Origin of the sequence: Paraburkholderia lebeckiae, from assembly GCF_014201005.1 — a bacterium.
Classification (GTDB): Bacteria; Pseudomonadota; Gammaproteobacteria; order Burkholderiales; family Burkholderiaceae; genus Paraburkholderia; species Paraburkholderia tuberum.
Genome location: NZ_JACHDK010000002.1, coordinates 623,901 through 638,387, shown reverse-complemented (window position 1 = coordinate 638,387; position 14,487 = coordinate 623,901). Strand labels below are relative to the sequence as shown.

11 protein-coding genes and 1 tRNA gene are annotated in these 14,487 nt (G+C 63.5%); 8 read left to right on the top strand and 4 right to left on the bottom strand.

All coding sequences use genetic code 11. From position 1 onward, the window contains the following. Positions 1-62: 62 nt before the first annotated feature. Together HDG39_RS06155 and HDG39_RS06150 are read left to right on the top strand one after the other, a co-directional pair. The gene (locus HDG39_RS06155) at positions 63-1,313 is read left to right on the top strand and encodes an aspartate kinase (RefSeq protein WP_090800687.1); all 1,251 of its coding nucleotides are present in this window, start codon (positions 63-65) and stop codon (positions 1,311-1,313) included. Positions 1,314-1,493: 180 nt separating this feature from the next. Then, positions 1,494-1,587 (top strand) — tRNA-Ser (locus HDG39_RS06150). A gap of 278 nt (positions 1,588-1,865) precedes the next feature. Here HDG39_RS06150 and HDG39_RS06145 read toward each other — a convergent pair. The 4 genes from HDG39_RS06145 to HDG39_RS06130 form a co-directional block, all read right to left on the bottom strand. Beyond that, the gene (locus HDG39_RS06145) at positions 1,866-3,050 is read right to left on the bottom strand and encodes a porin (protein ID WP_184004063.1); all 1,185 of its coding nucleotides are present in this window, start codon (positions 3,048-3,050) and stop codon (positions 1,866-1,868) included. Positions 3,051-3,111: 61 nt separating this feature from the next. Then, positions 3,112-5,547 (bottom strand): glycoside hydrolase family 31 protein, encoded by a 2,436-nt coding sequence (locus tag HDG39_RS06140; RefSeq protein ID WP_184004061.1) that lies wholly within the window; start codon positions 5,545-5,547, stop codon positions 3,112-3,114. Between the two features lie 19 nt (positions 5,548-5,566). Beyond that, positions 5,567-6,853, bottom strand: coding sequence for an MFS transporter (locus HDG39_RS06135; RefSeq protein ID WP_184004059.1), 1,287 nt, complete (start codon positions 6,851-6,853; stop codon positions 5,567-5,569). A gap of 135 nt (positions 6,854-6,988) precedes the next feature. Beyond that, positions 6,989-7,231, bottom strand: coding sequence for a hypothetical protein (locus HDG39_RS06130; protein ID WP_184004057.1), 243 nt, complete (start codon positions 7,229-7,231; stop codon positions 6,989-6,991). 83 nt (positions 7,232-7,314) lie between these two features. Between HDG39_RS06130 and HDG39_RS06125 the strand changes: the two genes are divergently transcribed. The 6 genes from HDG39_RS06125 to HDG39_RS06100 all read left to right on the top strand — a co-directional run bounded on the left by HDG39_RS06125 (position 7,315) and on the right by HDG39_RS06100 (position 14,394). Next, positions 7,315-7,662: a hypothetical protein gene (locus tag HDG39_RS06125; RefSeq protein ID WP_184004055.1), complete on the top strand. Its 348-nt coding sequence runs from the start codon at positions 7,315-7,317 to the stop codon at positions 7,660-7,662. 192 nt (positions 7,663-7,854) lie between these two features. Next, entirely contained in the window at positions 7,855-9,771 is a 1,917-nt protein-coding gene (locus HDG39_RS06120) for an extracellular solute-binding protein (protein WP_184004053.1), read from the top strand. A 49-nt stretch (positions 9,772-9,820) separates the two neighbouring features. After that, on the top strand, positions 9,821-10,858 hold the full coding sequence (locus HDG39_RS06115; protein WP_013089745.1) for a microcin C ABC transporter permease YejB: 1,038 nt from the start codon (positions 9,821-9,823) through the stop codon (positions 10,856-10,858). After that, positions 10,858-11,964, top strand: coding sequence for an ABC transporter permease (locus HDG39_RS06110; protein WP_184004051.1), 1,107 nt, complete (start codon positions 10,858-10,860; stop codon positions 11,962-11,964). Before HDG39_RS06115 ends, HDG39_RS06110 begins: the two co-directional genes overlap by 1 nt. Then, positions 11,961-13,592, top strand: a complete 1,632-nt coding sequence (locus HDG39_RS06105) for an ABC transporter ATP-binding protein (protein ID WP_184004049.1) — start codon at positions 11,961-11,963, stop codon at positions 13,590-13,592. The genes HDG39_RS06110 and HDG39_RS06105 overlap by 4 nt, the downstream gene beginning before the upstream one ends. A 136-nt stretch (positions 13,593-13,728) precedes the next feature. After that, positions 13,729-14,394: a C40 family peptidase gene (locus HDG39_RS06100; protein WP_184004047.1), complete on the top strand. Its 666-nt coding sequence runs from the start codon at positions 13,729-13,731 to the stop codon at positions 14,392-14,394. Positions 14,395-14,487: the final 93 nt, after the last annotated feature.

Sequence of the window (14,487 nt, the reverse complement as noted above, 5' to 3'; positions counted from 1 at the left end):
GTGCTTTCTGTGCGGTCGTCTCCAGCGCGCCAGCGCGGTTTCTCTTCCAGTTCAGAACGACAATGGCACTCATCGTACATAAATACGGCGGCACCTCGATGGGCTCGGTCGAGCGCATCAAGAACGTCGCCAGGCGCGTCGCGAAATGGCACAAGGCCGGCCATCAGATGGTCGTCGTGCCGTCGGCAATGTCCGGCGAAACCAATCGCCTGCTTGGCCTCGCGAAAGAAATCACGACTCAACCGAGCCCGCGTGAACTCGACATGATCGCCGCCACCGGCGAGCAGGTCAGCTCGGGTCTGCTCGCGATCGCGCTGCAGGAAGCTGGCGTCGAAGCGGTCAGCTACGCAGGCTGGCAGGTGCCGGTCAAGACCGATAGCGCGTTTACGAAAGCGCGCATCAGCGACATCGACGGCGAGCGCGTCATGCAAGACCTCGCAGCCGGCAAGGTGGTCGTGATCACCGGCTTCCAGGGCATTGACCCGGACGGCCACATCACGACGCTCGGCCGCGGCGGCTCGGACACGTCGGCGGTCGCGGTCGCAGCCGCGCTGAAGGCCGACGAGTGCCTGATCTACACAGACGTCGACGGTGTGTACACGACGGACCCGCGCGTCGTTGAAGAAGCGCGCCGGCTCGACCGCGTGACGTTCGAAGAAATGCTGGAAATGGCCAGCCTGGGTTCGAAGGTGCTGCAGATCCGCTCGGTGGAATTCGCCGGCAAATATCAGGTGAAGACGCGCGTGCTGTCGAGCCTGACCGATCCGCTGATGCCACTCGACGAAGAAATGAAGTCGGGCACCCTGATTACTTTTGAAGAAGACGAGACCATGGAAAAAGCAGTCATCTCGGGCATCGCGTTCCAGCGCGACGAAGCTCGTATCGCCGTGATGGGCGTGCCCGACAAGCCGGGCATCGCGTATCAGATTCTCGGCCCGGTGGCGGACGCGAATATCGATGTCGACATGATCATCCAGAACCAGAGCGTCGAGGGCAAGACGGCATTCACGTTCACGGTTGGCCGCGGCGACTATGCGCGTGCAATGGAAATCCTCACCGGCACGGTAAAGGCGCACGTCCAGGCCGAGCAGGTGCTGGGCGACCCGAAGGTGTCGAAGGTGTCGGTGGTCGGCGTCGGGATGCGCTCGCACGTCGGCATCGCCAGCAAGATGTTCCGCACGCTGTCGGAAGAGGGCATCAACATTCAGATGATCTCGACCTCGGAAATCAAGATTTCGGTGTTGATCGACGAAAAGTACATGGAGCTCGCGGTACGCGCGCTGCATAAGGCCTTCGAACTCGATCAGGCATAAGTGGCGGGAAAAACGGGGTGCTCTAGAGCATCCCGTTTGTTTTGTGGCATTCATGTGAATGAATTGCGTGATGAGACGCCACGTTGGCACAAAAAATGTTCGTCGGACATTGACCTTATCGGCCCGGCCCGCTATCATCTTGGCTTCGTCGCACTGACTCCCTGTGCGACAGAAAGTTTGGGAGACGTGGCCGAGAGGTCGAAGGCACTCCCCTGCTAAGGGAGCATCTGGGCCAAAACCTGGATCGAGGGTTCGAATCCCTCCGTCTCCGCCAGCAATGGTGGCGAAACCCCGCAGAGTCCAGGCTCTGCGGGGTTTTTGTTTTTCCGCGGCGTGATTTTGATCTCGCTCGATACTTCAGCGATGTCAGCGGCATTCCCAACCCTCCAGCATGTGACCACGTCCTACGTGAATATGCAGGTCTGCTGATCAATGCATGGCGCCGTTCGCCCAGACACGCTGGTCCGCAGAAAACCACGCCAGAACCAGCGCGGCGCGCGCAAGGAGTCTGCATGACCGATCCCATCGTGCTGCTGACCGAGACCGCCTCGCTTAGAACGCGTGTCGCAACCCCACCATGCCGACGAACTGAGACGGACCCGATGACGGCGTCGTGTTCTGCGAGTCGCCGACCACCGCGACCGCGTCGGCGATGGTCACGCCGCTGCCCGACGAGATCAGCGACTTGCCGCCTGCATGCTGATAGGCCTCGAGCGCGTACAGCGTGGTGCGCGTCGACAGGTTGTACGTTTGTTCGAGCGAGATCTGATGATAGTGTGCCGAATCGCTGATGCCGTTCGCCTTGCTTGCCTGGGTGAAGCTATAGCCGCCGCCGACCGTCACGCTCGGCGTGATCCGGTACGTCGCGATCGCGCCGTACGTGTTGAACACGGCCTTGTCGAAGAACAGCGAGCCGTGGCCCGGCGCGTACTGCACATTCGAGTAGTTGAGGCCAACCATCAGATCGTGCCACGTATAGCGACCCGCCGCGGCGAACAGCTGCGCGCTGCGCGCGCTGGCGTAACCGTTGTTGACCGGCGAGTTGATCGCGAAGCTGCCGAGCGCTGCGCTCGTCGAAATGTCCTTCAGCTTCACGTAGCCGGCTGCGAGCGACACGGGCTGGAAGTCATAACGCAGCGCCGCGCTGAACAGGCTGCCGTTCGCGACGCTGCCGGGCACGCCGCCGAGACCGTACTGCGCGCTTGCCTGCAGGCCCCCGATCGTTGGCGATAGGTAGGTTACCGAATTATTGAAGCGCAGCGTCGTGTCGAGGGCGTCGAGATCGCCGGGGTGCGCCCCGGTCGCGCCGGTCAGCACGCCGGTCGGTCCGAGCGCGCCGACCATCTGGAAGTAGGGTGTGTACTGGCGGCCGAGCGTCACCGTGCCGTAGCGGTCGTTCGCGAGGCCGACATAGGCCTGGCGGTTGAACAGGTAGCCCGCGGCGCTTTGCGCGCCAGTCAGCGAATTGAAGCCGCTCTCGAGCCGGAAGATCGCCTTCGTGCCGCCGCCGAGATCTTCCGAGCCGAGGAAGCCGAACTTGCTCGCCTGCAGGTTGCCCTGGCTCATATAGAAATTCGAATGCCCCTTCTGGTTGCTGGCATAGGCGAACGCATTGTCGACGACGCCATACAGCGTGACGCTGCTTTGCGCCGATGCGCTGGTGGACAACGCGGTGCCCGCGAACGGCAGGCAGCAGAGGACGAACGCGCGGGTGCGCGCGCGCTGGTTTATTTTCATGGTTGGGATGTCTCCAGACTAATGGGTCGGCCTGATCCCTCAGGCCGGTGCGATGTGTTGTTCAGTGCGGCACCGAAATCGTCAGGCAGCGCCAGCCGTCTGCGGTGTGATCGGTGACGAGCGTGCCGTTAGCGCAGACGACCGCGCGTGTCTCGCGCATCGGCACGAACACGCGCACGTGCGGCTGCACGCGCGGCATCCATTGCGTACGCTCGAGCGTCACCCGCAAAGTGTTTGCGTCGCCCGTCAGCGTGACGTTCCAGCGGCCTTGCTCGCCGTTGCGCCAGGCTTCGGTCTCGCCGTCGTCCTCGATCGAGCCGCCTTGCGCGGTGCCCGCGTCGGCATACGGCACCGCGAGGAATGCGCGTTGGTCGGCGGGGCGGCCAAAATGCTGCTCGGCGATGTTGAGCGGAATCACGCTGCCTTCACGCAGCAGGAACACCGGCCGCTCGAACGGCGCGGGCAACGTGACGGTCTGGCCGCCGTCGAACGTTTCGCCGCTCCAGTACGACACCCAGCGCGAACCGGCCGGTAGGTACACGGCGCGCGTGCTCTGGCCCGGATCGACCACTGGCGCGACCAGCATCGACGAGCCGAGCATCATGTCGTCGCCATCGACGAGGCAGCCCGGATCGTGAGGAAACTCCGCGAACAGCGGCCGCAGCACCGGCTCGTACGCGCTATGCGATTGCCACAGCAACTCGTAGAGATAAGGGATCAGGCGATAGCGCAGCTTGATCAGGTCTGCCACGTGCCGCGTGACTTCGGAATGCATCCACGGCTCGTTGACGGTGCCGTCGTCGTTCCACGAGTGAATCGAAAAGCGCGGCAGGAAGATGCCGAACCCGACCCAGCGCGCAAACAGTTCCGGCTCCGGCGCCGGACCCGAGAAACCGCCGATGTCGTGACCGCTATTCGACACGCCCGACATCGCGAGCCCGAGACCCATCTTCAGATTGAAGCGCAGCGTTTCCCACGACGTGTAGTTGTCGCCCGACCACGTCTGTACATAGCGATGCATGCCGACGCCGCCCGAGCGCGACACGAGGAATGGGCGCCTGTCAGGCGCATGCTCGCGCTGCGCGTCGTGCGACGCGCGCATCATCAGCTGCGTCTGCAGCACCTTCGCCTGGTGTGCTGGATACGGCTTGCCGAAGCCGCGCGCGATCGCATGCGGCGACCAGATCTCGAACTCGTTGTTGTCGTTCCAGGTGGCCGCGATGCCGTATTTGAGCAGTGCGTCCTTCACGCGAGCTTTCCACCAGTCGATCGTCGCGGGATTCGTGAAGTCGAGGTACGCGCCGACTTCGTCCCAGAACTGCACCCATGCGGGCTCGCCATCGGGCGCTTCGATCAGCAGGCCGGCGTGGGCGACGTCGTCGAACGCTGGGTGGTCTTGCAGCAGACACGGCTTGATGTTCGCGCACAGACGCACGCCGTGATCGAGATAGCTCCGCACGAAGCCGTCGATGTCCGGAAACTTCTCGCGATTCCAGTTGAACACGTAGCGCTTCGGCCCGATCGACGTATAGCCTGACGACAGATGAAACGAATCGCACAGCACGTCGTGTTCTCGGCAGCGCTCGATGAATTCGCCCATCTGCTGTTGCGCGTCCGGCGCGTCGGTGTAGCTCATCGTCGAGCCCGAGTAGCCGAGGCCCCACTTCGGCATCCAAGCGGGACGTCCAGTGAGCCACGTGAAGCGGCGCACCGCGTCGAGCGGCGAACCGGGCGACGCGATGAAGTAGTAGTCGAGATCGCCATGCTCGGCGATGAAGTGCCGATAGTGACCGTGATAGTTGTCGAGTTCACGGCCCATGTCGAAGCGGCAATCGGCGAGCGTGTCGTAGAACAGCCCGAAGCCCGTCGACGTCTGCGGCTGCCACGTCACGTAGAACGGGATGTGCTTGTACAGCGGGTCCGTGGTGCGCGCGCTGTAGCCCATCGCGTCGATGTTGCGCATCTCGTAGCTTTGCTGCGCGCGATCGAGCGAGCCGGCACGCTCGCCGAGGCCAACGTACATTTCGTCGCGGCGCCGCTCGACGTAGTGATAGACGCGCGAGTCCCACCAGCCGAAGTTGTACGCCTGGGTCTTGCGATCGCTCATCACGCGATGCCACTTGCCTTCGTGCAGGATGTCCCAGGCGCAGGCGCCGCCTTCGAGCGCTACGCTCACGCGCACGCGCGCCGTTTCGATCACGATGTGAGCGGCTGCTTCGTTCACCGTGAACGGCGGCGGCGTGAAGCCGCTCAGGTCGCGGCGTTCGCGGCCTTCGAGCGGCACGTCGTCCATCCCGGGCGCGATCGCCCATGTGCGCGGGCCGCGCGTTTCGCCGTCCGGCAGCACGAGCACGCGGATGATGTCCTCGGCGAGCACGAACAGCTCGATGCGGCAATTCGGCTGGGCGCTTAGCACGACCGGGTTGGCCGCGGGGTTGCCAGCGTGAGGGGCGAGCGCGAAGCGCGGCGGATGTTTGAGATTGATCTGTGAATGCATGATGAGTCCTCGAGGGAGGTCAGGCAGCAGTGTTGACGCTCAGGTCGGCGCGGCGCGCGCGGCCGTGGCGCGGCACATCGCGCATCAGGATGATCAGCAGCGTCGCGCCGATGATGTCGAATGCGCCGAGCGCACCGAACAGCGGCGTGTAGCCGATCGAATCGGCGAGCGCGCCGACCATCAGCGAGAAGCCGAGGCCGCCGATCCACGCGGCCATGCCCGCGAAGCCGGCGACGGTGCCGACTTCGCCCGGATCGAATACGTCGGCGGCGAGCGTGTTGACGAGCGCCGAGATCATCTGGTGCGCGAAGCCGCCGACGCAGAAGAGGGCGATGGCCTGGTACGGCGACGCGACGAGACCGATCGATGCGGGCCCGATCATCATCAGCGCGCCGAGCACGACGCCCGAGATGCGCGACCAGATCAGCGGCACGCGAAAATGCTTCATCAGGAATGGCGAAAGATAGCCGCCGAACAGACCGCCCAGGTCCGCGGCGAGAAACGGCAGCCACGCGAACATCGCGATCTGCTTCAGATCCATATGACGCTGCGTGGCGAGATAGAGCGGAATCCAGAAGCTGAACGTTTGCCACGCGGGCTCGGCGAAAAAGCGCGCTTGCGCGATCGCCCAGAAGCGGCGCGTGCGCAGCACTTCACGCACGCTCGCGCGGCGCGCGGCGGGAGGTGCCTGGCCTTCGACGATCGCGGCGCGCTCGGCATCGCTCACGCGCTTGTGCTCGGCGGGCGAGCGGTACAGCACGAACCATGCGGCGGCCCACACGAAGCCGAGCGCGCCAGTCACCGCGAACGCGCTCTGCCAGCCGTAGCGAAGCGACAGGAAAACGACGAGCGGCGGCGCGAGCAGCGAACCGAGCGAGGTGCCGGCATTGAAATAGCCGACCGCGACGGATTTCTCGCGATCGGGAAACCATTCGGCGACGACCTTCATGCCGGCCGGAATCGCGACCGCTTCGGACAGGCCCATCAAGCCGCGCAGCGCCGCGAGCGAAAACCAGCTGCCCGCGAAACCGTGGAACACGCCGGTCAGCGACCACAGGCACGCGAACAGCGCGAAGCCGAGGCGCAGGCCGATCAGATCGATGATCAGGCCGCAGACGGGCTGCATCACCGTATAGCCCACCTGGAACGCGCCGACCACGTACGAGTACTGCCGCGTGTTCATGTGCAGCAGTTTCATCAGCTCGGGCGCCATCACGCCGAGCGCGTTGCGCGACAGATAGTTGACGATCGTCCCAACGCACACGAGGGCGATGATCCACCAGCGCAATCCCTTGATCGTTTTCAAAATCAGTCTCCGTGGCGCATTGAGCAGTTGCTTCCGATGCAGTGCTCGGGTATGCGCGAATTCGAACATTTATTGGTTTTCAATGGAAGTCATCCTACCACTTGGAAGCGACCTGGATATCCGGGGAAACCATAGCTATTGCCACGTTTTCCCTGAAATTTCGGGATAATTTGATATTTTTTGCTTGGTCTTCCGATCAGTGATCTGATGACTTCGGTGAATAAAATCGAACAGATATGTTCCTTCGAACTTGAAAATGTTCGTTTTAGGATGCCGGCCAGGCCGCGAGGCGGCGCCCGCGCGGAGGGTGTTTTTTACCGCCGTCTGGCGTGTGTAACCAGACATTACGCCGCCGCCCGGCGAGGTGATTTTCAGCATCAGTAATTACAAAGTTGAAATACGCGCGTTGCTGCCTTGCGTTATATTTCCGCCAACAAAACATGTTTCTACAAAGGTGATCAATGAAGTCCGCTCGTCTTGTTCCGCTAGTGCTCGGCGTGTTGACGTTGGCTGCATCGGGTGCCGCGATGGCCGCGGGGCTCAACGTCGGGGTCAATATCGGCATTCCCGCGCCGGTCTACGTCGCACCGGCGCCGGTCTACGCACCGCCGCCGCCTCCGCCGCCGCCCGTCGTCTATCAGCCGGCTCCCGTGTACTACGGCGGTCCGCAAATCGTGATCGGCTGGCATGGCGACCGTTACTGGGACGGCCGTCGCTACTGGGCGCGCGACGACTGGTATCGCCACCATCCGCCGGGCCACGGCGGCTATGCGCGCGGCCACTACGACCAGCATCGCGGCTGGCACTGAGTCGCCACTGCGTCAGCGCTGGAGCGCGCCAACCGGCCGCAGCGATGACAGAACCGCCCTGGGAGGGCGGTTTTGTTTTTTGTGCTGAAACATCCGTCGCTGACGCATTTCGTCGCAGTCGCCCGCCAGATCGCGCAAGCTAATTGGGTAGAATCCCCCACATCGCCACTGCCCATTTACCAGCACGACTCCATGACAACTGGCTCGCGACGGGTTCAAACGCCTGAGGGACTTCGACACAGCGTGATCCACGGACCCTTGCGCGCCGCGCTCGCCATCGCGCTGCTGTGCGCGAGTCTGCTCGTCGCGCCGCACGCGCATGCCGCGCATGCAATCGCGCAATACGGCGAGCCCAAATATCCGGCCGGCTTCAAGCACTTCGACTACGTCAATCCCGATGCGCCGAAAGGCGGCACGCTCGTGCTCGCGAACCCGAGCCGTCTAACGAGCTTCGACAAGTTCAATCCGTTCACTCTGCGTGGCAATGCGGCGCCCGGCCTCGAATTGATGTTCGAGAGCCTGACGATCGGCAGCAGCGACGAAGTCGCGTCCGCCTACGGGCTGCTCGCCGACGACATCGTCGTCGCGCCCGACGGCCTGTCGGTCACGTTCCACATCAATCCGCGCGCGCGCTTTTCGAACGGCGACCCTGTGACCGCCGACGACGTCAAGTTCTCTCTCGACACGCTGAAGAGCCCGCAGGCCGCGCCGCAGTTCGCATCGCTTTTCAGCGAGATCAAGCGCGCGGTCGTCGTCGATCCGGCCACGGTGCGCTTCGAGTTTCGCGAGCGCAATCGCGAGTTGCCGCTGCTCGCGGGCAGCATGCCGGTGTTCTCGCGTAAGTGGGGGATGAAGCCCGACGACAGCCGCGTTCCGTTCGACCAGCTCGCATTCGAAAAGCCAATCGGCAGCGGGCCGTATCTGATCGACAGCTACGACAACGGCCGCACGATCACGTTCAAACGCGACCCGCACTATTGGGGCGCCGATTTGCCGGTGCGCGTCGGCATGAACAACTTCGATCGCATCGTCTACAAGCTGTATGCCGATAGCACCGCGCGGCTCGAGGCGTTCAAGGCTGGCGAGTACGACGCGCTGGTCGAATACATCGCGCGCAACTGGGTGCGGCGCGACGTCGGCAAGAAGTTCGACAGTGGCGAGTTGATCAAGCGCGAGTTTGCGCAGCACAACGGCACCGGCATGCAGGGCTTTTTCCTGAACATGCGCCGGCCGCTGTTCCAGGACGTGCGGGTGCGCAAGGCGCTCGATCTCGCGCTCGACTTTCAGTGGCTGAACCGCCAGCTGTTTTTCAGCCAGTACACGCGCATCGACAGCTATTTTGCCAACACCGAATGGCAGGCGAAGGGGCTGCCTTCACCGGGCGAGCTCGCGCTGCTGGAGCCGTTTCGCGTCCAACTCGACCCGGCGGTATTCGGGCCGCCGCCGAAGCAGCCCGATACCGATCCGCCCGGCTCGCTGCGCGCGAATCTGCTGCAGGCGCGCGATCTGCTGCAGCAGGCCGGCTGGACCTATCGTGACGGCGCGCTGCGCGACGCGAAGGGCGAGCCGTTCCAGTTCGAGATACTCGACGACTCGGGTTCGGCCTCGTCGATGGAGCCGATCATCGCGACCTTCACGCGCAATCTGCAAAAGCTCGGCATTACCGCGAACTTCCGCACCACCGACTTCGCGGTCTATCAGAAGCGGCTCGACGCATTCGACTTCGACGTGACGACGATTCGCATGCCCGACGTGCAGGTGCCGGGCTCCGAGCAGATCACCCGCTTCGGCAGCAAGGCCGCCGATACGCCCGGCTCGGACAACGCGATCGGCCTGAAGTCGCCGGCCGTCGACGCGGTGTTGAACGCGCTCGTGCATGCGCAAACGCGCGAGCAGCTGACCGATGCCGCGCACGCGCTCGACCGTCTGCTGACGCATGGCTACTATGTGGTGCCGCACTGGTACAGCGGCACGCATCGCGTCGCGTTCAAGCGCGGGCTCGCATGGCCGAAGACGCTGCCGCTGTACTATGGCGCGGAGGGCTGGATCACGACGATGTGGTGGTACGAGGACCCGCAGGCGCGCACGCCCACGGGCAGCGCCGACTGATTCGCCGATCCATCGCCCCCACCAACGCGTTCGCACTGGAACACCGCCTATGTGGAGTTACATCCTCAAACGCCTGCTGCTGATGATCCCGACGCTGCTCGGCGTGCTGACGCTGACCTTCGTCGTGATCCAGTTCGTGCCGGGCGGCCCCGTCGAGCAGATGCAGCACGAACTGCGCAAGGGCGCGGAGGGCGCCTCGCCGTTCGGGCTGCGCTCGCATAGCGGCGTCGATGCGCAACAGATCGCGCAACTGAAGCAGCTGTACGGCTTCGACAAACCGCCACTCGAACGCTACGTGCTGATGCTCAAGCGCTTCGCGACCTTCGATCTCGGCCAGAGCTATTTCCGTCATCAAAGCGTGTGGTCGCTGATCGTGTCGAAGCTGCCGGTGTCGATCAGCATCGGCCTGTGGACGTTCTTTCTCACCTATCTGATATCGGTGCCGCTCGGCATCGCGAAGGCGGTGCGCAACGGCTCGCACTTCGATATCGCGACGAGCCTCGTCGTGCTGGTCGGCTACGCGATTCCGGGCTTCGTGCTCGGCGTGCTGCTGCTCGTGCTGTTCGGCGGCGGCACGTTCCTGCAGCTGTTTCCGCTGCGCAACCTCACCTCCGACAACTGGGACCAGTTGAGCCTCGTCGGCAAGATCCTCGACTATCTATGGCATATCACGCTGCCGATCACGGCGTCGGTGGTGGGCAGCTTCGCGGTCGTCACGATGCTGACGAAAAACGCGTTCCTCGACGAAATCCGCAAGCAGTACGTGCTGACCGCGCGTGCAAAAGGTTTGTCCGAGCGGCGAGTGTTGTGGAAGCACGTGTTTCGCAATGCGCTGCTGCCGCTGATCGTCAATTTCCCGGGCGCTTTCATCGGCGCGTTCTTCACCGGCAGCCTGCTGATCGAAACGCTGTTCTCGCTCGACGGGCTCGGGTTGCTGTCGTATGAATCGGTGATGCGGCGGGACTATCCGGTCGTGCTCGGCACGTTGTATCTGTTCACGCTGATCGGCCTCGTCACGCGGCTGATCTCCGACCTTTGCTATGTGTGGGTCGATCCCCGCATCCAATTCGAACAACTGGAGCGCTGATGAATCGAGCCCGCCTTTCCGCCGACGCGGCGGCGCGCACCGAACCCGCGCGCGCACTGATGTCGCCGTCGCCGGCGCGTCGCGTGTGGCAGCGTTTTCGCCAGCAGCGTCTCGGCTACTGGAGCCTGATCATCTTCGTCGTCGCGTTCGCGGCGAGCCTCGTGGGGCCGCTGTGGTCGAACGACAAGCCGGTCGTCGTGCGCTACGACGGCCATCTGTATTTCCCGCTCGTCAAAACCTACGCCGAGACCACCTTCGGTGGCGACTTCCCCACGCCGACCGATTATCTCGATCCGTACATCCGTCACCGCTTCGATGCGCCGGGAAACTTCGCGCTGTATCCGCCGAATCATTACTACTACGACACGCTCAATTACTTTTCGAAGGCGCCCAACCCGGCGCCACCGTCGCGCGAGAACTGGCTCGGCACCGACGACCGTGGCCGCGATCTGTTCGCGCGTCTGCTGTACGGCTTCGGCGTGTCGGTCGTGTTCGGCCTCGTGCTGACCGTGATCAGCACGATCGTCGGCATCGTCGCGGGGGCAGTGCAAGGTTACTTCGGAGGGCGAACGGATATCGTCGGGCAGCGTCTGATCGAGATCTGGAACGCGATGCCGCAGCTCTATCTGCTGATCATCTTTTCATCGATCTTCGAGCGCAGCTTCGCTCTTTTGATCGTGCTGCTGTCGCTGTTCAACTGGATCGGCCTGTCCGACTACGTGCGCGCCGAGTTCCTGCGCAATCGCCAGCAGGACTATGTGCGCGCCGCGCGCGCGATGGGCTTGTCCCATTGGCAGATCATGTGGCGTCACGTGTTGCCGAACAGTCTGACGCCGGTCATTACGTTCCTGCCGTTCAGCATGAGCAGCGCGATTCTCGCGCTGACGAGCCTCGACTTCCTCGGCCTCGGCGTGCCGCCGCCGACGCCGAGCCTGGGCGAACTGCTCGCTCAGGGCAAGGCGAATCTCGACGCGTGGTGGATCTCGGTGTCGACCTTCGGCGTGCTGGTGGCGATGCTGCTGCTATTGACCTTCATGGGCGACGCGCTGCGCAACGCGCTCGACACGCGTATCGCCGATGCGATACACGCCGGAGGTGGTCAATGAGCCCGCTGCCGCAAATCGATCCGCAATCGACGGACACGCCGCTGCTCGAACTCGACCATCTGCGTGTCGCGTTCGGCGACACGGTGGCCGTCGACGACGTCACGCTCGCGATCGCGCGCGGTGAACGCGTCGCGCTCGTCGGCGAGTCGGGCTCGGGCAAGAGCGTGACCGCGCTGTCGGTGCTGCGCCTGCTGAACGACGCGCAGGTGAGCGGGGCGATCCGCTTCGATGGCGAAGATCTGCTCGCGAAGAGCGAGCGTGCGATGCGTGGCCTGCGCGGCTCGGACATCGCGATGATCTTCCAGGAACCGATGACCGCGCTCAATCCGCTGTATACGATTGGCGACCAGATTGCGGAAACGATCGTCGTGCATGACGGCGTCAGCGCGACCGAAGCGTGCAGGCGGGCGGTCGCGCTGCTCGCGCGCACCGGCATCACCGAGCCGGAGAAGCGCATCAACAGCTACCCGCATCAGCTGTCGGGCGGGCAGCGGCAGCGCGCGATGATCGCGATGGCGCTCGCCTGCCGGCCGCGCCTGTTGCTCGCCGATGAGCCGACCACCGCGCTCGACGTGACGATTCGCGCGCAAATCGTCGAGCTTCTGCTGGAACTGCAGCGCGACGAAGCACAAAAGCGCGGCACGGCCGTGCTGCTGATCACGCACGACCTGAACCTCGTGCGTCACTTCGCGCAGCGCGTCGCGGTGATGGAGCGAGGCGTGCTGGTCGAAACCGGCACGGTCGAGCAGGTGTTCGAAGCGCCGCGCCATCCGTATACCCAGCGGCTGCTCGCGAGCCGGCCGCAGCGCGAGGTCGTGCCGGTGCTGCCGATCTCGCCGGTGCTGCTCGAAGCGCGCGACGTGGCGGTCGACTTCAGAACGAAACTGCCCGGCCTGCGTGGCTGGTTCGGCGCGGGGCGGTTTCGCGCGGTCGACGCGGCGAACGTGTCGGTGCGCCAGGGCGAGACGCTCGGGATCGTCGGTGAATCGGGATCGGGCAAGTCGACGCTCGCGATGGCACTGCTCGGTCTGCAGCGCACCGCGCGTGGCGAGATCCAGTTTCAGGGCAGGGCGCTCGCGAGCTATCGCGGCGGCGAAAAGACCGCACTGCGCTCGAATATGCAGGTCGTCTTTCAAGACCCTTTTAGTTCGCTGTCGCCACGGCAGACGATCGAGCGGATCGTCGGCGAGGGGCTCGCGCTGCATCGTCCGCAGATGACTCCGCAGGCGCGGCGCGACAAGGTCGTCGCGGTGCTGCGCGAAGTCGGCATCGACCGGACCGCGCTGTATCGCTATCCGCATGAATTTTCGGGCGGGCAGCGGCAGCGCATCGCGATCGCGCGCGCGCTGGTACTCGAGCCGCGCGTGCTGATCCTCGACGAACCGACCAGCGCGCTCGACGTCTCGATCCAGCAGCAGGTGCTCAAGCTGCTCACCGGTTTGCAGCACAAATACAACCTCGGCTTCGTGTTCATCAGTCACGACCTGGAAGTGATCGGGGCGATGGCGCACCGAGTCTTGGTGATGCAAAACGGATTGATCGTCGAGACCGGCGAAGTCGAGAAAATTTTTGCTGCCCCCGCGCACCCTTACACGCGAAAGCTGCTGAAAGCGGCGCTTGATCGTTGATTTTTCACCCTTTCCCCAATTGAGTGCGCCTGTCGATTGATTTTTCCTATTCCTTTTGACACGCAAATACTTACTGGCTAGTATCGAGCAAACTTTTTTTCTAGACCCCTGATTTTTTGGCAAAAACTACCGACCAATGCAGCACAGAAACTTCACCCAGGCTTGCACGCGCGTCGTCGCCGGGATGTTCATTGGCGTCTTGATGGCAGCAGCTCCCGGCGCGTTCGCCGACGAAGTAAGCGGTTTTAATCAGAATGCCTCATATCCGACCACTAATGGCTCGGATCCTCTTTCTCTTCTCACTCCGCAAACCAAGGCCGCCGGCAGCGAAAGCGGCAGCGCCAAATCGTTCCTTTCGGGCATGGCCGGCAAAGCGGGCGACGTGGTGGTCGGCGCGTTGAACATGATCGGCGTTCGCTACCGCTGGGGCGGCAATACGCCTGATTCGGGGCTCGATTGCAGCGGTTTCGTGCGCTACGTGTTTCAGGACACGCTCGGTCTCGCGCTGCCGCGCCGTGCCGAGGAAATGAGCCGCCTGGGCGAGAAGGTGCGGGTAAGCGACCTGAAGCCGGGCGATCTGGTGTTCTTCAATACGATGCGCCGCACGTTCTCGCACGTCGGCATCTATATCGGCGACAATAAGTTCGTGCACTCGCCGTCCACCGGCAGCACGATCCGCGTCGACGACATGGATGACGGCTACTGGGAAAAACGCTTTACGGGTGCGCGTCGGATCGAGACCTCGTATCAGGCCGACGATCTGCGCAAGCGCGTGACCGCGACGATCGGCGGGAATAACTGATTCCGCGCTGCGCCGGGCGATAAAAAAGCCTGCTTCGTTCGAAGCAGGCTTTTTGCGTTTGATGCGCGCATTTTTGCCATGGCGACGCACAGC

Bases quoted from the DNA above. Each gene is read 5' to 3' on its own strand.
- HDG39_RS06110 (WP_184004051.1), top strand. From the start codon at position 10,858: ATGAATCGAGCCCGCCTTTCCGCCGACGCGGCGGCGCGCACCGAACCC.
- HDG39_RS06115 (WP_013089745.1), top strand. From the start codon at position 9,821: ATGTGGAGTTACATCCTCAAACGCCTGCTGCTGATGATCCCGACGCTG.
- HDG39_RS06105 (WP_184004049.1), top strand. From the start codon at position 11,961: ATGAGCCCGCTGCCGCAAATCGATCCGCAATCGACGGACACGCCGCTG.
- HDG39_RS06155 (WP_090800687.1), top strand. From the start codon at position 63: ATGGCACTCATCGTACATAAATACGGCGGCACCTCGATGGGCTCGGTC.
- HDG39_RS06130 (WP_184004057.1), bottom strand. From the start codon at position 7,231: ATGCTGAAAATCACCTCGCCGGGCGGCGGCGTAATGTCTGGTTACACA.
- HDG39_RS06140 (WP_184004061.1), bottom strand. From the start codon at position 5,547: ATGCATTCACAGATCAATCTCAAACATCCGCCGCGCTTCGCGCTCGCC.
- HDG39_RS06145 (WP_184004063.1), bottom strand. From the start codon at position 3,050: ATGAAAATAAACCAGCGCGCGCGCACCCGCGCGTTCGTCCTCTGCTGC.
- HDG39_RS06125 (WP_184004055.1), top strand. From the start codon at position 7,315: ATGAAGTCCGCTCGTCTTGTTCCGCTAGTGCTCGGCGTGTTGACGTTG.
- HDG39_RS06120 (WP_184004053.1), top strand. From the start codon at position 7,855: ATGACAACTGGCTCGCGACGGGTTCAAACGCCTGAGGGACTTCGACAC.
- HDG39_RS06100 (WP_184004047.1), top strand. From the start codon at position 13,729: ATGCAGCACAGAAACTTCACCCAGGCTTGCACGCGCGTCGTCGCCGGG.